The following is a 22285-nucleotide window of genomic DNA, read 5'->3' on the forward strand; positions in this document are numbered from 1 at the left end:
GAGGTGGGCTTGTGGTGTGGAATGCGTATTTGTATGACACGGTGACGGGCGCGTTGGGGCAGAAGATCGACATTCCGGCGTTCAGCTGGTCTGTGAGCGTGTCCGACTCGTCGTTTTCAACGACCCGTGACAAGGGCACTGGCGTGGACGACGTGTCTGGCTTGCAAGTCCCGTGGTCTCAAATCAACGCTTCCACGCCGGAAGCGCGTGCGGCGATGCTGATGCCTTACAAGCGTGGGATAGTGCTGTTTTGGAAGCAGGAGGGTGACGATTCGCTTGGCGTGCCCGTGTTGGCGGGCGCGTTGGGTGTGCGCACGAGTACCCGCAACGATGTGGAGATGCCGTTCGTCAGCATGATGGGCTTGTTGGAGGACAGGTTTTTCGTGCATGAAGACCCGAAGTTCGCTTCGGGGCCGAACCATACGAGCACGGGGTTTTGGGAGTTCAAGAATTTGAGTTGGCGTGCGGTCGCTTGCGAAATTTTGCAGCAGGCGATCAAACGCAAGCCGGGCGGCGCGCTACCAATCGATCTGCCATATCTCGGAGAAAAAGGCACGCATCAGCTGCCGGACGACGGTCAAACTTACGAGCCTCCCAAACCTCCCATTTTGACGGACAAGCAGCCGGACAACATGAGCAAAGAGCAGCGTGAAGCGTATGACAAACGCAAGGACGCCGCCGAGAAACAGTGGGAAGCGGCGAAGGCGCGTTTGGACGGCCGTAGCATTTACCGTGATTTCGACGTGTCTTCCCATTCCGTCGCGGAACTGTTGACAAGCATTAGCAATCAGGACAAGGGGCCGGATTTGCAGTTCAGGCCGTATTTGGCCGACGATCAGCATATACGGTTCCGGTTCGAAGCGGGTTCCGACGCTGACGTGTTCCTGTTGCAGAAGACCCGGTTGAGTTTGAGCAGCGGCCCTTGGGGTGGCACGTTGGAGAACATTCGGGTTGACCGCGCCGCCCCGTACATGCGCGTGTTCGCCACTGGCGCGGGTTCCGATGATGCGACGTTGTGCGCATTTCAACAGGATTTGTCGCTGGTGAGCCGTGCAGACCCGTGGCCGCTTCGTGAGAGCGTGCTGTCGAACAATAATGTGGAGGATTTCCGCACGTTGGATGGTCAGGCGAAGTCGTTGCTGAACGCGACGAACCGTCCGCTCATGCAGGTGCGTGGCGAGATTTGGGCGGATGATGTGGACGCTTCGGGGTTGCCGTTGCATCCGCTGGGTTCGTTCTGGCCGGGCGAACTGTTTGACGTGGCTATTGACGGGTTCCCGGATTTGCCGGACGGCGTGTATCCGATGCGTTTGATGCAGATGACTGGTGATGAGAGCGCGAAAGTCGAACTGTTGTTTGATGTGGTTGCTGATCCGGTGATGTAAAAGGGGGTTGTGTTGGCTAGGCATTATGAGCTTGCGCCCGATGGTGAGTCTGTCGCCTTGCTGGTGGCTCAGAAGGCGTTGGATACGGCGCGGAATGCGGGTGCGAAACCGTCAGGTACGATTGCGACGCGCAATGCGGATGGTTCTTTGTCGCTGTCGGGCCCGGACGCTGGTGTTGTCGGTTCGGCTCAGTGGGTTGGAGACACGACTGTTCCGGGTGTTCCTACGGGTGTTGAGGTGTCCAGTAGGCGCGGCGTGTTGATCGTTCGTTGGGACGGTACTCTGGGTGGTGGAGTACCCGACGATTTCAGCAATATCACCGTGTACGCTTCGTGGGATGGTTTGGTCGAGCCGGTTACGGTGGGTAGTTTGTCGGCTGCCGGGGAGCTTACGGGCGCTGTCGCGCCGGTGGGCACGGTGGTTTCCGTGTATGCTGTCGCGTTTGATTTGGCGTGTGACGAGTATGGTTGCCCGAATCCGAATATTTCCGAGCGTACTGTCCCCGTGGTGGTCACGATTGAACCTTTGGTGTCTCAGGACGAGTTGGATTCGAAGGCGGATCAGGTGCTTGCTTCTGCTGATGCGGCGGCGAAGCAGCAGATTGCGGTGGTGAACGCGACGATTGCCGCGCATAAGCAGCAGATTGACGCGAATACTGCTGGTGTTGAAGCGGGCAAGCAGTTGGCTCAGGAGGCGAATGATAAGGCTGACGCGAACGCTCAGGCGATTGCGGCCGAGTCTGCCGAGTTGGACGAGTATAAGCAGGCTGCTGACAAGGCTATGGCTGACCTTGACAAGACTGTTGCCGATCAGGGGAGTGTGCTGGACGCTGTTCAGTCTGACGTAAGTCAGGCGAAGCAGGATATTTTGGCGAATGCTACGGCTTCCGCTTCTGCTCAGTCTACGGCGTCTGCTGCTCAGGCCATGGCGTCTCAGGCGGCGAGTACGGCGTCTAGTGCGAAGGATTCTGCTGATGCTGCTGTGGCTACTGCTGATGCGGCGAAGACTGCCGCTCTTGGTTCTGTTTCGGGAACTCAAGTCGAGTATGCGGTGGGCGCGGACAATGTGACGGCTCCTTCTTCCGGTTGGAATACGGTGCAGCCGAATCCTTCGGCCGCTCAGGTGGTGTGGATGCGCACGAAGATTACCCGCGCGAACGGGGACGTGTCGTATTCTTCTCCTACGCCGGTGACTGGCCCGCAAGGTGTGCAAGGCCCGCAGGGTGAGCAGGGTGAGACCGGGCCACAGGGGCCACAAGGTGCCGTGGGGCCGCAAGGCCCTACGGGTGAAACTGGCGCTCAAGGCGTGGGCGTGAGCGCGGTCACCGACTACTACATGCTCTCGCTTAGCGAGCCTTCACAGCCGACGACGAAGAATCCGCCTTCGGGATGGGTTACCGCCGAACCGGAATATGATCGTGCGAAAACCTTGTATACGGCGACGAGAGTGGACTATACGGACGGTTCCTATAGTTGGACGCCCGTTCAGGTTTCCAGCGCGTACAAGGCTTCTCAGGCCGCTGAGACGGCCGCTAGGGACGCGGTGCAGACGGCAACGAACGCGAATACGTTGGCTCAGACGGCGAATCAGACTGCTGAAGCTGCTAAGAGCGAGTCGGCTGACGCGAAGAGTGTTGCCGATGGTGCTTCGGCTACGGCTACTCAGGCGAACGCTACGGCTGTGAGTGCCGCTCAGGCCGCTACCAGTGCGGCGACTAGCGCGAACGAAGCGAAAAGCCAGGCTGCTAGCGCTGCTGGGATTGCGAACGGCAAGGCTGACGTGCTGATTCAGGCGACTGCCCCGTCCGAAGCAATGCGCAAGGACACTACCTTGTGGATTGATACTACTGGTGGCGCGAACACGCCGAAACGGTGGAATGGTTCCGCGTGGGTGGCGGTGACGGACAAGCAGGCCGTGGATGCGGCGACTGCCGCCGCCAATGCCGCTACTGCCGCTCAGCAGGCTCAGACGACGGCTGACAAGGCTGTGGTGGACGCGGCGAATGCTGACGCGAAGGCTGTTGCGGCCGAGCAGAAAGCGTTGGGCGCTCAAACGACGGCTGATAGCAAGAACCGTGTGTTTGCTCAGCTGGGTGATCCTCGTAATGATCCTGAGGTTGCGGCGAAGATCAAGCCGGGCGACATGTGGTGGGAAACCATGTGTTACACCGAGTGGGCGGGCGAGCCTAACAATTCGGAATCGTATTTGTATGTGTGTGACGATGAAATCAGGCACATGTGGATTTGGAACGGTTCCGAGTGGGCTTCGCACACGTTGTACGCGCAGGACGTTCTGGTGAACGGCAGTGTGGTGACAGACTTGCTTGCGGCGAACAGTGTGAGTGCTGAGAAGCTTCAGGCGGGTAGCGTGCAGGCCGACACGATCGCCGCCACAGCGCTCTATGGCAAGGTTGTCAAGGGCGGCGAGTTCCGCACGTCGAACGACCGTCTGGTGATCAACAATACGGGTTTCAACCTGTATGACACTTCGGGTAGTGCGACGATCACGATGAACGCGGCAAGCGGTTCCGCAACGTTCAATGATGTGAGCATCGTGAACGGTGGTATCACGACGCCCGCGATTGCTGGCGGTACGATTACTGGCGCGGATTTCACGCTTACGGATAATGCTGGGCGGCAGATTGGCAAGCTTAACTCTTCCGGTTTCGTGTTTGGTGATTCGTTGTCTTATGCGAAGGTTGATGGCGAGTGGAAGCTGTCGATCAATGGTGCGATACAGTCCGGTGGCGAGATTAGCGGTACGACGATTACGGGCGCGACGATCCAAACCACTGACGGGCGTATGAAGTTCGTCGATGACGGCTTGGTGGCTACCGACCGTGACGGAAAAACGAGCGTGCTGCTTGATACGGAAACCGGGTATCTGTATACGGACGGCGCGATTTTCGCGAACGGTGTGCTTGAAGGCGCTCACGTCCACGGCGGTCTCGTTTCCTCTTCCACGAGCCTTGACATTTTGGACGAGGACGAGACTACCGTGCTCACGTCTTTCCGTAAGAACGGTATTACGGTGCCGGGCGAGAATCCGAACAATTGGGCGAAGCTTGACATTAATCCGGGTTTTGTGTCGCTTACGAGCAAGTATGCGGACGTGAACGAGGATGATGTGACGGTCGTGTCGGACACTCGGTTGGATATGGGCCGTAACGGTATCACCATGAACACGTTGAGGAACACGCTTGAGATGGGTGATGGTGGTATCAGTCTTACGACGGCTGCTGGAACTGTGGTTTCGGGTGTTGGCGGTATCAGTCTTACGACGGCTGCTGGAACTGTGGTTTCGGGTGTTGGCGGTATCAGCATTACTGCTGGTGACGGCAGCAAGATCAGTATTGGTTCGGGTGGTGCTTTGATTCAGACTCGTGATGGCAGCAAGATGACGCTTGGTACGTCGGCTGTCGAACTCAAGCATAAGAGCGGTTTTGGTTTGAGTATTTCTACGGGCGGCTGGTCTTTGGATTGGCCGGGTAATCATAAGATTGCTACCGGCCCCAAGGCTGGTGCTTTGTATATCGACGGTAAGGAAATTCGTACGGTTTAAGGGGGTGCCGAATGAATATTAGCGTGGAAGATGTGGTGGATTCGCTTGTGCGTCAGATTGGCGAGCAGGCGAAGCGTATCGCCGTGTTGGAAGCCCAGATCAAGGCTTTACGCGCTGACGAGTCTCAGGAGACTGTATGACGAGTACCGATATCGTGTCGATTGTTGTTGCTGTGGTGGGCTGTGATGCTTTGTGGAAGGCGGTTCAGTGGGTGCTTGAGCGTAGGTCGCGCACCGTTAAGCGTGAGGAGATGCATGAGCTGGTCGAACAGATCGGGCGCAACACCAAGAGCTTGCATGAATTGCAGTCTGACCTTAAAGAGCATGAGATTCTGACACTCAGGCAGCTACTGTTCAAGCGCCCGCATTCCCGCGCACAGCAGGAGCACATGCTGGAAGCCGGTAAAAGGTATCTGCAAGTCGGCGGCAACGGCGCCGGCAAGCTCAGGTATCGACAGCTCACGGACGACTATAAGCGCCGTCTTTCCGACGACGATTGGCAATATTAAGGAGGTAAGCATGGAGATTGAGCCATTGGCCACGAACCGCGATATCGCACTGTTGGAGGCACGCATCGGTATGCTCACCGAACGCCTCGCACACGCTAGTGAGGAGGAATCATGATCGCGCTGCGTAATTTGATGCCCAATCCTAAGCCCGCGTCTACTAGCGGGTTTATTCCTAAGAGGGGCGAGAATGATATGCAAATGGAGTATGTGGAGAATAGTACCACTGACGCTTATATCCTGTTGACTGCAATAAATGACTTGAGTGATAAATACTGCCGTTACGATGTGGGTGTGTTGCCTGCTGGCTCGTACGTGTATGCCGCGCATGTGGTGTGTGAAGAGCAGCGGCTGGATGTGTTGCGTGTGATCGCAGTAGATGATAATGGCAGGGAGCGCGAGCTGGCCAACGTTCGCTATGACAGTGGTCAGGGCGTGTATACAGTGCCGTTCGCGTTGAGTGAGCCTACGCGCATACGACTGCGTATCCAAGCGCCCAACACTGCGGGTAGGACTGCGAATTATCGTCGGCTGATCGTATGCAAGGCTGAAGATTATCAGGAGGTCGTGCAGCTGTACGAGCGTGGCGTGCTCCAGTTCCCGTGGTTTGACGGGGATACTATGCCAATACGGTGTGCAATCAGATGAAGCTGTGCTTATGACAGGGACGGAAGTCATAGCGATCATCCTCAGCGTCGCCGGGTGCGAAGGCTTGTGGAAGCTGATCCAGTGGTATGCGGAAAGAAAATCGAAGATGGTGCGCAAAAGTGAGATTGATGAGCTGATCAGCCGGTCACTCACTAATAGCAAAGACTTGCGCGCACTGTCTGAGCAGATCGAAAAAAATACCGCTACCTTGGCGTCTGTGCGCACTGATCTGCGCGCTCACGAGCTCAGCTCCTTGCGGCACATGCTTTTCAGCAGCCCGCAAGGGCGCGTCGATCACGAGCACCTGATCGAGGCGGGCAAGCACTATCTTGCTCTCGGCGGTAATGGTGCGGGAAAGATCAGACTCCACCAGCTTGAGGCTGACTATCAGCAGAGGCTCGAAAAAAAATGATTGGACGTACTAGACCGCTCTTTTGGGGCGGTCTTTCTTATAGAAAAGGAGAGCCTAGTGTGAAAAATTGGGAAACCTTAGACGCGGACGAGGTCAAGCTGCTTACGCGTCACTATACGGCTGGGCGCGCGGGGCATAAGATCGACAAGATCATCCTGCACCACAACGCCGGCAATCTGTCGATTCAAGGCTGCTGGGATGTGTGGCAGACCAGCGAAGCGTCAGCCCACTATCAGGTGGACTCGAACGGCCGTATCGGCCAGCTTGTCTACGATTCGGACACGGCGTGGCATGCTGGCGACGCATTAGCCAACTACACGGGCATCGGTATCGAGCACGCAGACATCAGCAGCAACCCGTGGCGTATCAGCGACAAATGTTTGGATAATGGCGCGCACTTGGTCGCCGCCTTGTGCCGCTACTACAAGCTGGGACGACCGCAGTACGGCAAAAACGTGTTTTTCCACCGTGATTTTTGCGCGACCGAATGCCCGGCGTCCATAGCCGGCTCGCAGCGGGACGCGTATTTCAAGCGCGCCGGCGAATGGTACGACGCCATGCAAGCCGGCAAAACCAACATCAACACACAGCAAGGAGACGACGACATGGTAACGACTCAGGATATGGAAAAGATTGCGAAGCTTACTGCTGATAAAGTTTGGCTGCATAAGCTTCCTTCCGGCGCTGTCGCCCGCGACATGATTAGCCCCGCGTGCCAGAATGCTTTCTGGCTTCGTGATCATGGTGTCCCGAACATCATGAACCGTGTGGCTGTGTGCGAGACGAAGGTGACGGCCATGGAGACCGCCATGAACGCTCTTGCGAAGAGTGTGGGCGCGAATCCGGCTGACATTGCGAAGATTGTCGAGGACGCGGTGAAGAACAAGCTGGACGAAATCGATATTCAGATTACTGCCACGCCGAAGGCTTGAAATGAATCTGATTTCTGAATGGCTTGCCGCCGCTGGCATTCGAGCCGTCAAGACGATGGCTCAGGCGGGACTCGCTGTGCTTGGTACTGGTTTGATCGGCGTGTTGGACGTGGATTGGATGAACGTCATTTCTGTGATGATCATGGCGGGCATCATGAGTCTGCTCACGTCTATCGCTGGCTTGCCGGAAGTTGACAGTGGCGCGCCTTTGTCCGAAGTTTTGGACGGTGAGGAAACCATTGGGCACGCGCGGCACGTCAAGACCTTGACGGAACTGAAAACGGGTGTGTGCACGGACTCGCGCAACGAGCATCCTCGCCTTGTGGACGAAGACGGCGACGAACTACCAGACCAACACCTAGACGACTACGTTTAAGCTTCCCCCTGTTGCAGCCAAGAGCGGCAGGGGGGGTATTTTTAATCTATGTGGTAGAAGTATCACATAGGCGACGGTAAACGGGCGTTCAACGGGCTTGTACACGTTCCCTATGTGATACTTTTATCATTTTCGTGCGGGAAGGGGGAGTGTATGGCTTGTAAGACTAGGAAGAAGAAGACGACTTCGCGCAAGCGTCGCCGCCGCTAAAATCAGATTGTGTTCTCAACCACAAAAGTCAAGTGATCCCCCTGTGCGCTATGCGTGCAGGGGGATTTTTTGCGTTTATAGTGGCGTCCCACTTGACTACTGAGTTGTCTCAGTGGCTTCAGTATAGCATGGAAAACGGTTGTAACGGGCGTTCTCACTCGGTTGGATAAACTATGTTCACTTCGTATCCTTCGGCTGTTAGACGGGCCACTATGTCGCGTATGCGGGTGTTTGCCATTTGCCATCCGTCCGCGTCTTCCACGGGGTGCTGTGCGGCGAACATGTTTTTGTCCCTGTAGTACATGAGCGTGATCGGCTGGTCTTTCGAGCCTTGCTCATGGATTTGTTCCAACGCGGTGCTGATCATCGTTTCGTGTTCGATCATCAGCGCTTCCAATAGTCGCCATGCGGTGTCGGGCGCGGGTTTGCCGTCCGGTTTTTCCCATAGTTTGATTTGCAGCACGCCGATGTCCAACAGGTCGGCCAAGTGTTGCTGTGAGCAGCCGACTGTTTCGCGCTGTAGTTTGAACGCGGCTGGTGTGTGTTTCATGATGCTTCTTCTTTCTTTCGGGTTGCATCATTGATTGTATTGGTATGTGAAAACCCCGGTGGTTGGCCGGGGTTTGTTATTTATCGACGCATTCAATGGTTGAGCTTCTATTATATCGTATTGCGGGCCGGAATGATAGCGTTTTGTAGGCGAATATCATGGCATCAACGGCTTCTGCCACGGCTTGCGATCAGATTCAAGCTTATGGGCGATACATCTACGCGCCCAAGCTTCTACTGCACGGTTTTCTTCATCGTCGCCAAGCATGAGCAGCCACTTCGCGGGAATATTGCGCTGAATGTCGGCCTTACGGATGCATTTGATCAATCCGGCTTCTTCGAGCTTCTTTGCGGTAACGCTCAACCGTCGAATCGCGCTCTTCATGTTCTTTTCAGAAAGACGCTGCATCCCGCCTTCCTTGAAAATCTCTTGAACTTCCTCGCCACCCGGCAGCCACATGCCGAACTGTCGCGCCGCGTATTCCCATCCGCGCTCATACAGGCGGCACGGAAGGTGGCGTTCTTTGATTTCTTTGGTCGGCGGGAAATCGTATGTGGTAAGCGCCATGAATTGCAGCAGACACATCTGCATGGAATCCAACGTCATTTTTGATCCGTATGGCTGGAGGAATTTGCCTGTGTTCGACTAAGCGGGTGAGATAAATCATATGTCTGGGTCATGAGACTATAATATACTCATTTTACTGGAAGGTGGTGAGGTATATGGCTAGGATTATTGATGTCGCTGCATATATTCTTAAGCAACGTTCTACTATGACTACAATGAAGCTGCAGAAGCTTACTTATTATTCGCAAGCTCTTTACCTAAGTCTGTACGAAACCCCTCTGTTCGATGAGAATTTTGAAGCTTGGAAGAATGGGCCTGTGGCTCCGGAACTTTTTAATAGACATCGTGGTATGTTTCTAATTCATGATGGGGAACTTGCAGGTGAACCGGATATTACTCGTCTAAATGGAGTTGAGAAGACAACTATTGAAAGGATTTGTAAATATCTAGGTGATTTGACAGGAAACGAGCTGAGTGAGCGCACGCATATGGAGGATCCGTGGAAAGATGCGCGTAAAGGACTCAGCCCCTATGATTCTTGTAATATAGTCATTCCTAAACAAGATATCTGTGAATACTACAAGGTAAATAAGATTATTGTTTAGTTTTTTAGTATTTTGGGTCTCTATTCGATGGAGGCCCAAAATACTAGGAAATATAGTTATTGAAAGTGCCTTGTGTAGGCAGAAAAATATGTGTTGCCATTAAAAAGATTCATGGAATATTACTTTTAAAGGTGATGATATCTTACCTCATAAGATATTTATATATTCTTGACTCTTATTAATAGGATACTTGCATTATTATGATTCTCCTTCACAAGCTTCACCTTGGCCATGATTCATCTACTTGCGTTGCAATCTTCAATGTGAGCAAAGCCTAACGTTATTGCTCTCAAATCGGCGCGGTTCCAACGTTTCTCGCACTTGAAGACGTTGAAAACCGCGCCTTTTTGCGTTTCCACATGGGGCGCGCGGCAAGACGAAAAGCGAGGCGCGCGAAGGCTTCGGCCATCTCGATGATTTCGTGCGGGTAGACCCCTAAAACGTCCGCCAGCTGCTTGAGCTGGATGACATTGATAGCGTTTTGTAGGCGAATATCATGGCATCAACGGCTTCTGTCACGGCTTGCGATCAGATTCAAGCTTATGGGCGATACATCTACGCGCCCAAGCTTCTACTGCACGGTTTTCTTCATCGTCGCCAAGCATGAGCAGCCACTTCGCGGGAACGCCACGATGGATATCAGCCTTCCTCAAGCATTTGATCAGACCGGCTTCTTGAAGGCATTTGGAAGTGGCACCGAGACGCCAACGCGCGGCATTCATCTTCTTCTTCGAGAGACGTTCCATGCCGCCCGGTTCCCTCATTATTTGGAAGTCTTCTTCGCCGCCCGGAAGCCACATGCCAAACCGTTCCGCGACATGATCCCAACCACGCTCATATAAACGAGCCGGAAGGAAACGGTCTTTCATGTCTGGCGTTGGCGGGAAATCGTAAGTGGTGGACGCCATGTATTCCATGAGTGAGAGTTGCATCGGATCGAAGGACACCGAGTTGCCCCTAGGCCGCATGAATTTTCCTTGGCTTGCCAGTTCATAAACAAGGTCGCTGTTCTTGTATCCCACGATCATGTCCTTTTCGCTCATGGCTGGCTCCCTCAGGTGTTACGATAGGTAAACCAGCTATTTCTAGTTGGTGAGTTATCCGGCTTCGCTGTCGCTGAAAATTTAGCGAAGCCGGTTTTTTATATTCTTCAGTATACAAGGTAGAACTACATTACGCAAGTTAGTTATAACTACATCATATGATGAAGTTCTACCTAGTCTGTGAGTTAGGTAGAACTAACTACATATAGATAGAACTAGTTAGTATAGGTTTATATAAGGGGCCTTGCCTTCCAGCCAAGGAAATAAAAAGAGCAAAAAGAAATCGAATAGTTGGCTCCCACGCAAGCGGGGAACAGCTCCCAGCGCTCAGGCAATGGACGCTGAAATTTGACCGACAAAAAAATTTTTGAAACGACACGCCGCGACACGCCGATAAACCGTCGAATACGGTTCCAACCGGAACCGTTAACCGGACAAACGAGTCCCGTGCCCAGTTCGTGCCCAGAAAATATTTCAAAAACGTTCAAAATAGGGCAAAAAGGGGAGAGCGTGAAAAAATAAAAACCCTTGTTTTCCAACGCAACACGCCGGAAAACAAGGGCAACCAAAGTGTCCGGAGCGGGACTTGAACCCGCACGCCTGTATAAAATAGGCACTAGCACCTCAAGCTAGCGCGTCTACCATTCCGCCACCCGGACAGGTGCGTTGCCGAAGCAACGAAATGAAACTATAAGCGACCTGTCCCGATAATGCAAACCTCGGCGTGTCGCGCAGAAAATTGGCGTTTTGTGAACTAGCCTTGAGCATTATGACGAACCCTTTGTTCCTGATCGACCAGACCAACGACGATACGCCCATGAATAGCGACGGGCTCCACATCGGCTGGCACCTGACGTTGCCGCCCGCAGTACGCAGGCACGCGCTGCAGTCGATGCGGTTGCGTGACGGCGACGAATTGCAGCTCTCCAACGGCAAGGGCCTGCGCATCCACGCGCAGGTGTGCGACGAGAACAACGGGGAAGTGCGCGTCACGTCGTTCGAAACGGAAGACCTGCCGCTTGTGCGCCTGCAACTGGTACAGGCGCTTGCGAAAAACGGCCATGATGAGCAGGCCATCGACGTAGCCACGCAGATCGGCGTCGACAGCGTGGTGCCATGGCAGGCGGACCGTTCGATCGCCCGCTGGAAGGCCGGACGTACGGACCGCAAATGGCAGGCCGTGCTGCACGCCGCAACGGAACAGTCGCGCCGCGCATGGGAACCGCAGCTGGAAGACTGCCATACGAGCAAGCAGCTTGCCGCGCTGTGCCGCACGATCACGGATGAGGGCGGCCTGATGGTCGTGCTGCACCAGGACGCGACGGCCACATGGTCTGGCATTGAACAGCAGGCGCAGAAAGTGCTCAACCGCGCCGTACGCGACGAGCGGCCGCGCACGATCAGCGTGGTGGTGGGCCCCGAAGGCGGCATCGGCGACCAGGAAATCGAAATGTTCAAGGAAGCTGGGGCGCAAGTGGCGCTGCTCGGTCACAACATTTTGCGCGCCTCCAGCGCGGGCCCCGTGGCGCTGTCGCTGCTCTCGCGCACGTTGGGAAGAATTTTGTAAGAATTCCTGTTGATCGCCCTAGCACGGGTGCGCGCACGCATGCGCGCCGCTAGAATAGCGAACCAGCGCCCGCACAGGGCGGACCACAATAGGAACAAGCCGTTATGGAGGAAATATGAAAGATCCGGATTGCCTGTTTTGCAAGATCGTCAACTGCGAGATTCCGAGCGAAAAGGTGTATGAAGACGCCACCACCTACGCGTTCAAGGACATCAACCCGCAGGCCAAAGTGCATGTGCTGATCGTGCCGAGGGACCATTACCGCAACGTGGACGAACTCGCCAAGCAGGATGAGCACCAGCTCGCCCACATGGTCAAAGTGGCGCAGCGCATCGCGGACCGTGAATTCAACGGCTCCTACCGCCTCGTTTTCAACACCGGCGAAGACGCCGGACAGACCGTGTTCCACGTGCACGCGCACGTGCTCACGGGCGAACCACTCGAAGAATAGACAACATAGCAGGAAGGTGCAGTGGCTACCACAACACGAACGGTAACAGTCCCGGACCAGCTTGACCCGGTCGCCGTGTTCGGACCGTACGACGAAGTATTACGAGAACTCGAGAGCGCTTACGACGAGCTCACCATGCGCGTGCGCGGCAACACCGTGGTCATCCGCTCGTCCACGCAAGAAGGGGAACACCAGGCCAGTGAGGCGCAGGACACGCTCGAAACGCTGATCGAAATGGCGTTCGACGAGCCCATCACCAAAGACATGGTGCGCCGTATGCTCGACCAGCGCGTATTGCGCAAACCCGTACGCCAGCGCGTCCCCGGACACGGGGCCGGCGCCCAATCGTTGCGCCGCGCCACCGCCAGCGTCCAGCCGACCAAGCGCGACGAAAACGCGCAATACCGCAAGCCGCAGGCGTACGGCACCATCGCTTTCGCCAACGGCGCCCCCGTGCGGCCGAAAACCGCGGGACAAACCGCATATGTGAACGCCATCGCCTCGCACACCATCACCTTCGGCATCGGACCTGCCGGCACGGGCAAAACCTATCTCGCCGTGGCCCAGGCCGTCCAGGCGTTCGAACGCGGCAGCATCCGGCGCATCATTCTCACGCGACCGGCCGTGGAAGCGGGAGAACGTTTGGGATTCCTTCCCGGAACCCTGAATGACAAAGTCGACCCGTACCTGCGTCCGCTGTACGACGCGCTCGGCGACATGCTCGGCACCGACCAGCTGCGCCGCCTCATGGCCGACGGCACCATCGAAGTGGCGCCCCTGGCCTACATGCGCGGGCGAACGCTCAACGACGCCTTCGTGATCCTCGACGAAGCCCAGAACACCACGGAACAGCAAATGAAAATGTTCCTCACCCGACTGGGATTCAACACGACCATGGTGGTCACGGGAGACAGCACCCAAGTGGATCTCGACGTGCCGCGCTCCGGCCTGCGCTCCATTGAACGCATCCTCGGCGGCATCGACGACATCGCCTTCATCCACTTGGGATCCGCGGACGTCGTGCGCCACGAACTCGTCGGACGCATCGTCCAGGCCTACGACAAGGCCGACGCCGCGCGCGAACAAGAAACCCATAGTCGACACAACACCAGAAAGGACACGCACCAATGAGCGTGGAAGTAATCAACGAAACACAATGGAGCATCGACCCCAAAGTGTTTTCCGATCTCGGACTATGGGTCATGGACCAGATGCGCGTCAGCACGCAATCCGACCTCACCATCATGTTCGTCGACCCCGAACCGATCGCCCAGCTGCACATGCGCTGGATGAACCTCGAAGGTCCCACCGACGTCATGAGCTTCCCGATGGACGAACTGCGCCCGGGCGACGAGCGCACGCTGACCGAAGGGACGCTGGGCGACATCGTCATCTGCCCATGGGTCGCCCAACAGCAGGCGCTCGCCGCCGGCCACGGCACCATGGAGGAAATGATGCTGCTGACGATCCACGGCATTTTGCATTTGTTGGGCTACGACCACGGCTCCCCGGACCAGGAGCGCCAGATGTTCGGCCTGCAGCGCCAGCTGCTGCTCACGTTCTTCGCGGTCAGGGAAGGCAACAACTGGCTTATCACGTCTCCGCAGGGCGTGCCGAACGCGCTGGAGCAGTGGGACGCCGAGCATGGCGCCGGCCGCAACCTGTTGGGAGAGTGAACGCGGACGTATGGACGGTGACGCGATAGGCGGAGGCGTGGTATGGACGAGACGATGATCATTACGCTAAGTGTTGTCATGGCGGTGGCCGCCGTACTGCTCGCGGCCGTGTCCATGTTGATGGCCGGGCTTGAGGGCGCCATTGTGCGCGTGACGCGCGCCAATGTCAACAACGCCATGATCGACTTGCAGACCGACGGGGAACTGTCGCATTTTTCCCGCATGAAGCTCGTGGGCAGGATGCACCGCGTCCAGCGGCTGCTCGCGAACCGGCATGCCGCGTCGGCGGCATGCTCGTTCATGCGCATCACATGCAATGTGCTCATCGGCGCGCTGGTGGCATGCATTACCGGTCTGTTCTCCTTCCCGTGGTGGTGTTCGCTGATCGCGGGCCTGGTGGCCGCATTGCTCATGGCAGCTGTCAGCATGGTGGTGCGTCCGCGGGACGCGCATTCCATGGAGCCGCTGGAATTCCTGCTCAAGCATGTGTCCCTCGCCATGACGGCCTTTTATATGGTGCCCGTGGCGCGCGGGGAGCGCAACCAGAACAAGCGCGCCGAACTTTCGGACGACGAGGCGTTGGAAAAGTTGCAGCAGGACCAGGGCAAGGCCGCGCTGGAACGCATGATCGAAACCAACCGGTTCGATCCGGAAGTGTCCGAAATGTTGCGCAGCATCATGCTGCTGTCGGACACGTTGACGCGCGAAATCATGGTGCCGCGCACCGACATGATCTGCATTGAGCAGACGGAAACATTGGGCGACTTCCTGCGCCTGTGCTCGCGTTCGGGATTCTCGCGCGTGCCCGTCATCGGATCCGACGTGGACGACCTGGTCGGCATTGCGTACCTCAAGGACGCCGTGCGCGCCACCTCGTACAATCCCAAGGCCCTGGACCGTTGCGTGCAGTCCATCGTGCGCACCGCCATGCTTGTGCCCGAGTCGAAGCCCGTGGACGACCTGTTCCATGAAATGCAGGTGACACGCCACCATGTGGCCATGGTGGTCGACGAGTACGGCGGCATCGCGGGCATGGTCACCATCGAGGACGCGATCGAACAGATCGTGGGCGAGCTCGAGGACGAGCACGACCGCAAGCAGCACGAGGAGCCCGAGCAGCTGGAGGACGGTTCGTGGAGCATGCCCGCGCGCACGCCCATCGCGGACCTCGAGGAAATTTTCGCGCTCAACATTGAGGAAGACGACGTGGACACCGTCTACGGCCTGCTGACCAAGATTTTGGGCCGCGTGCCGATCGTGGGTTCCAGCGCCGTGACGCACGGGTTGAAACTTACAGCCGTGGATTCCGCCGGACGGCGCAAGAAAGTCTCCACGATCGTGGTGGAACGTGTGCCCGTCGAGAGCAACGAGGAAACTGGCAAGCAGCAGAAACAACCGGCCGGGGACGGCACGGAACAGAAAGACGAAGAAGATGAGTGAACCAGAGCAGAGCACGCACGACATCCATGACGAGTACCGGTCCGGTTTCGTGGCAGTGGTGGGCCGTCCGAACGTGGGCAAGTCCACGCTGATCAACGGGCTGATCGGCACGCAGGTGGCGATCATGTCCTCGCGCCCGGAAACGACGCGTAAGGCCATCCGCGGCATCCTCACCACCGACAACGCGCAAATGGTGCTCGTGGACACCCCCGGCATCCACCGTCCGCGCACGCTGCTGGGCCAGCGCCTGAACGACGTGGTGGACGAATCCCTGGCCGACAGTGACGTGGTGGCGTTCCTGCTGCCCGCCGACCAGGAAATCGGTCCGGGCGACAAGCGCATCCTGAGCCGTCTGCGTTCCGATTTCGGCATCAAGCACGACGACGGCACGTTCACGTGGAAGATTCCGCTGATCGCCATCGTCACGAAAATCGACATGCTCGGCCGTCAGGAACTCATCGAGAAACTTATCGAAATCGACCAGTTCGCCAACTTCACCGACATCGTGCCCGTCAGCGCGCTGGAAGACGACAATCTCGACACCGTGCGCGATGTGCTCATCGAAAACCTTCCCGAAGGCCCGCAAATGTATCCGACCGAGCAGATCACGGAAGAGCGGCCCGAGGAGACGATCGCGGAACTTATCCGCGGCGCGTTCCTCGAGGAACTTGACGACGAACTGCCGCACTCGCTGGCCGTGGTCGTCGATTCGATCGAATATCCCGTGGATCCGGAAACGGGACGCCCGTACGACGGCAAGGCGCAGGTGATGGTGTCGCTGTATGTGGAACGCGATTCGCAAAAGCCGATTATTATCGGCCACAAGGCCGAGCATCTGGTGCACGTCAAGAAGAAGCTGCGTACCGCGGTGAACCGCCTCGTGGGCCAGAAGGCGCAGCTCAACATGCACGTGAAGGTGGCCAAGAGCTGGCAGTCGGATCCGAAGAAGCTGGAACGCCTCGGATTCTAACGGACTGCGCGCCGGCGACTTAACGCACAACACAACGAAATGAGGGGACCGATCCTTGCGGAACGGCCCCCTCAACTGTTATCCATGGGTGACGGGCCGGCCATAAGCCGGCCCACATGTCACTGATTGTTCTTCGGCGCGGTGCGCTTCGTGTACATCTGCGTGTTCAGCAGGTTCTGGTAATGCTTGATGACCTTCGGGCGGATGACCTTCATGGAAGCGGTCATCATGCCGTTCTCCTGGGAGAACTCCTCGGGCAGCAGGATGAACTTGCGCACGGATTCTGCACGGGACACGCCCTCGTTCGCCTCGTCCACATACTTCTGGACTTCGGCGCGCACGGCGGCGTTGTTGCACACTTCCTCCATCGGCATGTCCCCGTCAAGGCCCTTGGACAGCAGCCAGGAACGGATCGCGTCCGGATCAAGCGTGATCAGGGCGGAAATGAACGGGCGCTTGTCGCCGAGCACGAGGGCCTGGGACACGAGCGGGCAACGCTTGATGACTTCCTCCATCGGGCCGGGGGAGACGTTCTTGCCGCCTGCGGTGATGATGAGGTCCTTCTTGCGGCCGATGATATACAGGAATCCGTCGGCGTCAAGACGTCCGAGATCACCCGTCTTGTACCAGCCGTCCTCGGTGAACGCTTCCTTGGTCTGCTCCGGGTTCTTGTGGTAGCCGTGGAAGACGGCCTTGCCGCGCACCTGGATCTCGTTGTCTTCGGAAATGCGCAGCTCGAAGCCCGGGAACGGGATGCCGACAGAACCCTCGTGGTAGGGGACGGTCAGCGGGTTGAACGCGCACGGGGCGGTCGTTTCCGTCAGGCCGTAGCCCTCGTAGACGGGGATGCCGGCGCCGCGGAAGAAGCTCATGAGCTCCGGGTCGATCGGGGCGCCGCCCGTGACGATCCACTGGGCGTGGCCGCCGAGGACTTCGCGGATCTGCGAGTACACGAGCGGGTCAAACATGTTGCGGCGGGCCGTGGCGAAGGCGCTCGGCTTGCCCTTGGCGCTGATCTCGTCCATATACTTCTGGGCGGCGACCACGGACGCGGCGAACACCATGCCCTTGGGGCCGTTGCCGGCCTTCTGGGAAGCGGCGTTGTAAATCTTTTCGAGCACACGCGGCACCACGATCGTGGTGTGCGGGCGCGCCACCTGCAAGTCGCTCGTGAGCGTCTTGATGCCGCGGGCGATGTAAATGTGGATTTCGGACGCCACGCAAATGTAGTTGATGGCGCGGGCGAACGTGTGGGCCTGGGGGAGGAACAGCAGCACGCGGTGGCGCTTGTCCATCATGAGCTTGGGCATGAACGCCGGGAGGTTGACGGCCGTGATGCCGTAATCCTCGTGCGTCATCTCCACGCCCTTGGGGGCCGCGGTGGAACCCGAGGTGTACACGATGGAAGCGAGGTCGGTCTTCCTGATGGAGGCGATGCGCTTGTCGAGCTCCTCGTCGCTGACGACCTTGCCGTAAGCCTTGAGCTCGTCGAGGCCGCCCGTCTCGAAGCACAGCACGTGCTTGAGCTTGGGGCATTCCTTGACGGCCAGCGGCGTCTTCTTGTACATGTCCTTGGTCTCCACGGCGAGCAGCTTCGCGTCGGAGTTGTTGGAAATGTCGCGGATCTGTTCGGCCGAATCGGTGTCGTAAATCGTGGCGAGCACGCCGCCGATGGACAGCACTGCCGCGTCGAACACGTCCCACTCGTAGCACGTGTGGCACATGAAGGAGACGCCGTCACCCTTCTGGATGCCGCGGTGCATGAGGCCCTTGGCGGTGGCGCGGATGTCGTCAAGCACCTCCTGGCCCGTCTTGGTGATCCACTCGCCGTTCTTGCGGTACGTGTACAGCGGCTCGTCGGCCATGCGGTGCGCGCGGTCCGCATACAGGTCGTACACGTTGAAGTCGTCGGGCATCGGTTCGTTGCCCTGCGTGCTGGCCGTCAGCAGGTTCGAGTCCGCGTCGATGAACGTGGTGGTCGGACGATCCGGTCCCCAATAGTCCACGTGGGGCAGATCCTCATAATTGCGATGCTGGGGCATCGAGTCCTGGTCCATGTAGTCGGGAATGTCCGGCGTATCGTCGGTGACCGGATGGGTGAAATCTCCGCGGAGGTTCAAAATCTTTTGCGTGGTCTTGGACGCAATGTTCTTTAATGAATGGAAAGCGGACACGTGTTAGCTCCTTGCCGATGAAGTCCCCTTATAGGCGCTCGCGCGCGAACAAATAACAGTTACAGGGGCAATCGTAACGACGCATGCCGATGCACGCATATTACGGTTGCGTAAGATAAATGGTGGTATTCCGCTGAACTACAACACCATGCTACGAAAAATTCCGCGGGCCGCGCATGTTCTTTTTCGTAAAGAAAAAATGGAATAGCTAGGCGTGAAACGCCGCTGTCCGTTAGACTTGGCGGCGTATCGCCATGCGTTTATGCAATAGTGCGCATAAATGCACGGCGGCTGGACCATTAATGGAAAGGTTAAGTATGACTGAACTACCGAAAACGGACATTATTTTCGGAGTGTTCAATGAGACGTCGAGCGACGAGGCCCGCGTTGCGCTGACGCCTGACATGGTGACACGCTTGAACAAGTCCGGTGTGCGCTGCCTCGTAGAACATGGTGCGGGCCTGCGCGCCGACTATCCGGACGAGGCGTATGCCGCGGCCGGCGCCGAAGTCGGCACAAAAGAGGACGTGCTCGCGCGCTCGCACGCGTTCGGGTTCGTGGACAGGCCCGACGCCGCGCTCGTACAGGCCATGCGTCCGGGCTTGTGGGTTATCGGCATGCTCGGATCGTTCACCGATGAACAGTATGTAGAACAGCTGGAAAAGGCGGGGCTTGTGGCCGTGGCCATGGAACGTCTGCCGCGCCAGCTTTCCTCGGCGCAATCCATGGACGAGATGACGTCGCAAAACTCGGTGATGGGCTACAAGTCGGTACTCGTGGCAGCCAACGCGTACGGGTCGTTCCTGCCGATGATGACCACCGCGGCGGGCACGATCCGCCCGGCTAAGGTGCTCGTACTGGGCGCCGGCATCGCGGGATTGCAGGCCATCGGCACGGCCAAGCGCCTCGGTGCCGTCGTCACGGCCTATGACGTGCGCCCCGCCTCGAAGGAGGAAGTCGAGTCGCTGGGCGCCAAATTCCTCGATCTTGGCCTCGATTTCTCGGCCGGCCAGGGCGAAGGCGGCTATGCGCGCGCTCTGACGCCGGAGGAGCAGGCGGCCCAGCAGGCCGCCGTGGACGCGAAAGCGGCCGGATTCGACATCATCATCACCACGGCCAAGGTTCCCGGACGCAAGCCTCCCGTGCTGCTGACGCGCGCGGGCGTGAACGGCCTGCATCGCGGCAGCGTGATCGTGGACTGCGCGGCCAGCGACCTGGGCGGCAACGTGGAAGGATCCACGGTTGGCTCCACGGTCACGGACAACGGCGTCACGCTTATCGGCGCGCCGTATCTGGCCAGCGAAGTGGCCACCACCGCGTCCAACCTGCTGGCGCGCAACGTGGCTGACGTGCTCGTCCATTTCATCCGCGACAACCGCTTGCAAGTCGACGCCGGCGACCAGATCGACCAGGCCATGGTGGTGACCGCCCCCGGCAATGAAGCGAAAGGAGAATGACCCATGCCAGATCTGGTAGTGTCCATAACCCTGTTCATCCTCGCCCTGCTCATCGGCATCGAGGTGATCGGCAAAGTGCCCGCCACGCTCCACACCCCGCTGATGAGCGGCGCCAATTCGATCCACGGCATCGTGATCGTGGGCGTGGTCATTGTGGCCGCGGAAGCCCATTCCGTCCTGTCCTACGTATTCATCTTCCTCGCCGCAGTGCTGGGCACCATGAACGTGGTGGGCGGCTACGTGGTCACCGACCGCATGCTGGAAATGTTCAAAAGCGACAAGAAGGCCAACGGAAAGGACGGCAAGTAAATGGCAACAACAATCGACATCGTGTCGTGGTTCGTGTACCTCGTGTCGGCCGTGCTGTTCGTCATGGGCCTGCACTGCATGAACTCGCCGAAAACCGCACGTCGCGGCAACACGATCTCCGCGGTGGGCATGGTCATCGCCGTGGCCATGGCGTTCATCAAACTGTTCGTTGAAGGATTCGTTTCCGTCGTGGCCGTCGTCGTGCTCATCGCCGGCATTGCCATCGGCGCGCTCGCGGGCGTCGTGTCCGCCAAAAAGGTGAAGATGACCGACATGCCGCAGCTCGTGTCCGTGTTCAACACGGTGGGCGGCGGCGCAGCCGCGCTGGTGGCGTTGAACGATATTCTTGCGCAGGAGACGCCGAACCTCGTGGTGCTGATCACCGCGGGCCTGGGCGTGCTGATCGGCTCGGTCACATTCACGGGCTCGCTGATCGCCGCGGGCAAACTGCAAGGCATCCGCTGGGTCAAGAAGCTCTCGCTTCCGGGCAAAAGCGTATGGAACATCCTGTTCGCGCTGCTTATGGTGGCCTCGCTCGTGATGCTGTGCGTGTTCCCGGGCCAGCGCCTGCTGTGGTCGGTGCTCACCACCGTGTTCGCCCTGTGCTACGGCCTGGTGTTCGTGATCCCCATCGGCGGCGCGGACATGCCCGTGGTCATTTCGGTGCTCAACGCCTGCACGGGTACGGCCGTGGCCATGAGCGGCCTGGCCATTGACAATGTGGCCCTGATTGTGGCCGGCGCCCTCGTGGGCGCGGCCGGCGTGACGCTTTCCGTGCTCATGAGCAAGGCCATGAACCGCCCGCTGATGAGCGTGCTGTCGGGAGGCTTCGGCTCCGACGCCTCCGCCGCGAGCGCAGGGGAAGGCCCGCAGGGCACCATGAAGGAAACCTCACCCGACGATTTGGCCGTACAGCTCGTGTACGCCGACAAGGTCATCTTCGTGCCGGGCTTCGGCTTGGCGCAAGCGCAGGCGCAGCGTGAACTGGCCGACCTTGGCGAGCTGCTCAAGGAGCACGGCGTGGAAGTCGAGTACGCGATCCATCCCGTGGCCGGCCGCATGCCTGGCCACATGAACGTGCTGCTGGCCGAAGCGAACGTGCCGTATGACGAGCTCGTGGACCTCGACGACGTCAATCCGCAGTTCCCGTCCGCGAACGTGGCGCTTGTGGTGGGCGCCAACGACGTGACGAACCCGGCGGCCCGGCGCGAGGGCACTCCCGTCTCGGGCATGCCGATCCTCGACGTGGACAAGGCCCAGAACGTGGTCGTCATGAAGCGCGGCCGCGGCAAGGGCTACGCGGGCATCGAGAACGAGCTGTACTTCGAGCCGAACACGCAGATGCTGTTTGGCGACGCGAAGAACAGCTTGCAGTCGGTGATCGCCGCAGTCAAGGAGCTGCTGGCCTAAGATCAAGAGGTAATAAAGCCAAAAAGGGGCGGGATGG

Annotated in this window: 22 protein-coding genes and 1 tRNA gene; 18 read left to right on the plus strand and 5 right to left on the minus strand. The window is 58.1% G+C overall.

The features are described from left to right. Positions 1-11: 11 nt before the first annotated feature. The 8 genes from BMAGN_RS07585 to BMAGN_RS08205 all read left to right on the plus strand — a co-directional run bounded on the left by BMAGN_RS07585 (position 12) and on the right by BMAGN_RS08205 (position 7819). A complete protein-coding gene (locus BMAGN_RS07585; protein ID WP_022860303.1) occupies positions 12-1385 on the plus strand; it encodes a hypothetical protein in 1374 nt (457 codons plus the stop codon). A 12-nt stretch (positions 1386-1397) separates the two neighbouring features. Beyond that, positions 1398-4946: a collagen-like triple helix repeat-containing protein gene (locus BMAGN_RS08620; protein WP_026502135.1), complete on the plus strand. Its 3549-nt coding sequence runs from the start codon at positions 1398-1400 to the stop codon at positions 4944-4946. 11 nt (positions 4947-4957) lie between these two features. Beyond that, positions 4958-5086, plus strand: a complete 129-nt coding sequence (locus tag BMAGN_RS08625) for a hypothetical protein (RefSeq protein ID WP_022860301.1) — start codon at positions 4958-4960, stop codon at positions 5084-5086. Further along, positions 5083-5454, plus strand: coding sequence for a hypothetical protein (locus tag BMAGN_RS07595; protein ID WP_022860300.1), 372 nt, complete (start codon positions 5083-5085; stop codon positions 5452-5454). The genes BMAGN_RS08625 and BMAGN_RS07595 overlap by 4 nt, the downstream gene beginning before the upstream one ends. 111 nt (positions 5455-5565) lie before the next feature. Then, the gene (locus tag BMAGN_RS07600; protein ID WP_022860298.1) at positions 5566-6099 is read left to right on the plus strand and encodes a hypothetical protein; all 534 of its coding nucleotides are present in this window, start codon (positions 5566-5568) and stop codon (positions 6097-6099) included. 10 nt (positions 6100-6109) lie between these two features. Beyond that, positions 6110-6511 (plus strand): hypothetical protein, encoded by a 402-nt coding sequence (locus tag BMAGN_RS07605; RefSeq protein WP_034250476.1) that lies wholly within the window; start codon positions 6110-6112, stop codon positions 6509-6511. 59 nt (positions 6512-6570) lie between these two features. Next, positions 6571-7443 (plus strand): peptidoglycan recognition protein family protein, encoded by an 873-nt coding sequence (locus BMAGN_RS08200; protein ID WP_022860296.1) that lies wholly within the window; start codon positions 6571-6573, stop codon positions 7441-7443. 1 nt (position 7444) lies between these two features. After that, a complete protein-coding gene (locus BMAGN_RS08205; protein WP_022860295.1) occupies positions 7445-7819 on the plus strand; it encodes a holin in 375 nt (124 codons plus the stop codon). Between the two features lie 364 nt (positions 7820-8183). On the opposite strand, the gene BMAGN_RS07620 is transcribed toward BMAGN_RS08205, so the two are convergent. Together BMAGN_RS07620 and BMAGN_RS07625 are read right to left on the minus strand one after the other, a co-directional pair. Further along, the gene (locus BMAGN_RS07620; protein ID WP_022860294.1) at positions 8184-8579 is read right to left on the minus strand and encodes a helix-turn-helix domain-containing protein; all 396 of its coding nucleotides are present in this window, start codon (positions 8577-8579) and stop codon (positions 8184-8186) included. Between the two features lie 156 nt (positions 8580-8735). Next, on the minus strand, positions 8736-9185 hold the full coding sequence (locus BMAGN_RS07625) for a hypothetical protein (protein WP_034250479.1): 450 nt from the start codon (positions 9183-9185) through the stop codon (positions 8736-8738). A gap of 116 nt (positions 9186-9301) precedes the next feature. Here BMAGN_RS07625 and BMAGN_RS07630 point away from each other — a divergent pair, with 116 nt between their 5' ends. After that, positions 9302-9751, plus strand: a complete 450-nt coding sequence (locus BMAGN_RS07630) for a Panacea domain-containing protein (RefSeq protein ID WP_034250480.1) — start codon at positions 9302-9304, stop codon at positions 9749-9751. A 515-nt stretch (positions 9752-10266) separates the two neighbouring features. Here the strand turns inward: BMAGN_RS07630 and BMAGN_RS07635 are convergent. Continuing rightward, positions 10267-10794 (minus strand): hypothetical protein, encoded by a 528-nt coding sequence (locus BMAGN_RS07635; RefSeq protein ID WP_022859526.1) that lies wholly within the window; start codon positions 10792-10794, stop codon positions 10267-10269. 571 nt (positions 10795-11365) lie between these two features. After that, positions 11366-11453 (minus strand) — tRNA-Leu (locus BMAGN_RS07640). 110 nt (positions 11454-11563) lie between these two features. Between BMAGN_RS07640 and BMAGN_RS07645 the strand changes: the two genes are divergently transcribed. The 6 genes from BMAGN_RS07645 (at position 11564) to era (ending at position 16898) form a co-directional block, all read left to right on the plus strand. Continuing rightward, positions 11564-12361 carry a 16S rRNA (uracil(1498)-N(3))-methyltransferase gene (locus tag BMAGN_RS07645; RefSeq protein WP_022859525.1) on the plus strand — a complete coding sequence of 266 codons (798 nt, stop codon included), beginning with the start codon at positions 11564-11566 and terminating at the stop codon, positions 12359-12361. Between the two features lie 115 nt (positions 12362-12476). Further along, entirely contained in the window at positions 12477-12812 is a 336-nt protein-coding gene (locus tag BMAGN_RS07650) for a histidine triad nucleotide-binding protein (protein WP_022859524.1), read from the plus strand. Positions 12813-12833: 21 nt separating this feature from the next. Next, a complete protein-coding gene (locus tag BMAGN_RS07655) occupies positions 12834-13943 on the plus strand; it encodes a PhoH family protein (RefSeq protein WP_022859523.1) in 1110 nt (369 codons plus the stop codon). Then, positions 13940-14488 (plus strand): rRNA maturation RNase YbeY, encoded by a 549-nt coding sequence (ybeY, locus tag BMAGN_RS07660; protein WP_022859522.1) that lies wholly within the window; start codon positions 13940-13942, stop codon positions 14486-14488. Before BMAGN_RS07655 ends, ybeY begins: the two co-directional genes overlap by 4 nt. A 42-nt stretch (positions 14489-14530) precedes the next feature. Continuing rightward, positions 14531-15928, plus strand: a complete 1398-nt coding sequence (locus BMAGN_RS07665) for a hemolysin family protein (protein WP_022859521.1) — start codon at positions 14531-14533, stop codon at positions 15926-15928. After that, positions 15921-16898 carry a GTPase Era gene (gene era, locus BMAGN_RS07670; protein WP_022859520.1) on the plus strand — a complete coding sequence of 326 codons (978 nt, stop codon included), beginning with the start codon at positions 15921-15923 and terminating at the stop codon, positions 16896-16898. The genes BMAGN_RS07665 and era overlap by 8 nt, the downstream gene beginning before the upstream one ends. 119 nt (positions 16899-17017) lie before the next feature. On the opposite strand, the gene BMAGN_RS07675 is transcribed toward era, so the two are convergent. Further along, a complete protein-coding gene (locus BMAGN_RS07675; protein ID WP_022859519.1) occupies positions 17018-19072 on the minus strand; it encodes an AMP-dependent synthetase/ligase in 2055 nt (684 codons plus the stop codon). Positions 19073-19389: 317 nt separating this feature from the next. On the opposite strand from BMAGN_RS07675, the gene BMAGN_RS07680 reads away from it, so the two are divergent. From BMAGN_RS07680 to BMAGN_RS07690, 3 genes are read left to right on the plus strand one after another with little or no spacing between them, the layout of a single operon-like run. Then, positions 19390-20529, plus strand: a complete 1140-nt coding sequence (locus BMAGN_RS07680) for an NAD(P) transhydrogenase subunit alpha (protein ID WP_022859518.1) — start codon at positions 19390-19392, stop codon at positions 20527-20529. 3 nt (positions 20530-20532) lie between these two features. Next, positions 20533-20838 carry an NAD(P) transhydrogenase subunit alpha part 2 gene (locus BMAGN_RS07685; protein WP_022859517.1) on the plus strand — a complete coding sequence of 102 codons (306 nt, stop codon included), beginning with the start codon at positions 20533-20535 and terminating at the stop codon, positions 20836-20838. Further along, entirely contained in the window at positions 20839-22248 is a 1410-nt protein-coding gene (locus BMAGN_RS07690) for an NAD(P)(+) transhydrogenase (Re/Si-specific) subunit beta (RefSeq protein WP_022859516.1), read from the plus strand. Positions 22249-22285 lie beyond the last annotated feature (37 nt).

The sequence above is a fragment of the Bifidobacterium magnum genome, assembly GCF_000741255.1.
Classification (GTDB): domain Bacteria; phylum Actinomycetota; class Actinomycetes; order Actinomycetales; family Bifidobacteriaceae; genus Bifidobacterium; species Bifidobacterium magnum.

What these genes read in the sequence shown, in the direction of transcription:
- BMAGN_RS08625 (WP_022860301.1), top strand. Translation starts at nt 4,958, where the DNA reads ATGAATATTAGCGTGGAAGATGTGGTGGATTCGCTTGTGCGTCAGATT.
- BMAGN_RS07595 (WP_022860300.1), top strand. Translation starts at nt 5,083, where the DNA reads ATGACGAGTACCGATATCGTGTCGATTGTTGTTGCTGTGGTGGGCTGT.
- BMAGN_RS07600 (WP_022860298.1), top strand. Translation starts at nt 5,566, where the DNA reads ATGATCGCGCTGCGTAATTTGATGCCCAATCCTAAGCCCGCGTCTACT.
- BMAGN_RS07605 (WP_034250476.1), top strand. Translation starts at nt 6,110, where the DNA reads ATGACAGGGACGGAAGTCATAGCGATCATCCTCAGCGTCGCCGGGTGC.
- BMAGN_RS08205 (WP_022860295.1), top strand. Translation starts at nt 7,445, where the DNA reads ATGAATCTGATTTCTGAATGGCTTGCCGCCGCTGGCATTCGAGCCGTC.
- BMAGN_RS07620 (WP_022860294.1), bottom strand. Translation starts at nt 8,579, where the DNA reads ATGAAACACACACCAGCCGCGTTCAAACTACAGCGCGAAACAGTCGGC.
- BMAGN_RS07625 (WP_034250479.1), bottom strand. Translation starts at nt 9,185, where the DNA reads ATGACGTTGGATTCCATGCAGATGTGTCTGCTGCAATTCATGGCGCTT.
- BMAGN_RS07630 (WP_034250480.1), top strand. Translation starts at nt 9,302, where the DNA reads ATGGCTAGGATTATTGATGTCGCTGCATATATTCTTAAGCAACGTTCT.
- BMAGN_RS07635 (WP_022859526.1), bottom strand. Translation starts at nt 10,794, where the DNA reads ATGAGCGAAAAGGACATGATCGTGGGATACAAGAACAGCGACCTTGTT.
- BMAGN_RS07645 (WP_022859525.1), top strand. Translation starts at nt 11,564, where the DNA reads ATGACGAACCCTTTGTTCCTGATCGACCAGACCAACGACGATACGCCC.
- BMAGN_RS07650 (WP_022859524.1), top strand. Translation starts at nt 12,477, where the DNA reads ATGAAAGATCCGGATTGCCTGTTTTGCAAGATCGTCAACTGCGAGATT.
- ybeY (WP_022859522.1), top strand. Translation starts at nt 13,940, where the DNA reads ATGAGCGTGGAAGTAATCAACGAAACACAATGGAGCATCGACCCCAAA.
- BMAGN_RS07665 (WP_022859521.1), top strand. Translation starts at nt 14,531, where the DNA reads ATGGACGAGACGATGATCATTACGCTAAGTGTTGTCATGGCGGTGGCC.
- era (WP_022859520.1), top strand. Translation starts at nt 15,921, where the DNA reads ATGAGTGAACCAGAGCAGAGCACGCACGACATCCATGACGAGTACCGG.
- BMAGN_RS07680 (WP_022859518.1), top strand. Translation starts at nt 19,390, where the DNA reads ATGACTGAACTACCGAAAACGGACATTATTTTCGGAGTGTTCAATGAG.
- BMAGN_RS07685 (WP_022859517.1), top strand. Translation starts at nt 20,533, where the DNA reads ATGCCAGATCTGGTAGTGTCCATAACCCTGTTCATCCTCGCCCTGCTC.
- BMAGN_RS07690 (WP_022859516.1), top strand. Translation starts at nt 20,839, where the DNA reads ATGGCAACAACAATCGACATCGTGTCGTGGTTCGTGTACCTCGTGTCG.